The organism is bacterium (genome assembly GCA_020440705.1).
Taxonomy (GTDB): Bacteria; Krumholzibacteriota; Krumholzibacteriia; order LZORAL124-64-63; family LZORAL124-64-63; genus JAGRNP01.
On the sequence record JAGRNP010000307.1, the window covers coordinates 1 to 609 of the forward strand.

General features: G+C 72.7%; 1 protein-coding gene. It reads right to left on the reverse strand.

Annotation, left to right across the window (positions count from 1 at the left end; all coding sequences use genetic code 11):
• Positions 1 to 310: 310 nt before the first annotated feature.
• Positions 311 to 609: hypothetical protein (locus KDM41_18525; protein MCB1185420.1), on the reverse strand; the 299-nt coding region annotated here is incomplete at its 5' end.

The window sequence follows — 609 nt, forward strand, 5'->3', positions numbered from 1 at the left end:
GCCGGAATCGACTCTGCTGCGTCCTCCGACCATCCCCCCCGCAACGCAGCAGCCAAGGCCGCGGCCACACCCACCGAAGCAACGAGGAGCAGGCCGCGAGCGGTGAGGGGTGGCACGTGGCAGAAGAGTACGCGGTCGCCGGCGGCATGCCGCCGCGGCGGGAGCTGAGGCGCGGCGGCATCCCGCCGCCTCTGCGATGGGGTGCTGAGTGCCCACCGGAGGGCGCCGCATTGGCCGCGGCGACGCCGACCCCTGAAATCAGGGCCCCGAACCACGCCGGAATTCCGGCGCGGCGGCGAGCGCCTGCCACCTACTCGCGATTCACGGCCAGGACGGTGCGGGAGCCTGCCCGTACCTCCACGTGTCCGGCTTCCAGGAGATCGCCGCGGACGGAGGCGCGGTAGGCCCACGCGCCGGCGGGGACGAAGAAGGTGTGACTTCCCGCCTCGACACCGGCCGTGACGCGACGCTCCGGGAATGTCAGCTGCAGGAGGAACGCGCCGCTGGTCCATCCCGCGACGTCCAGCCTGCCGAACGCCGGCATCTCCACCTGGACGGGCACCGTGGTCGGTCCGGTGTGGACGAGGCTCCCCTCCCAACTGAGCGCGT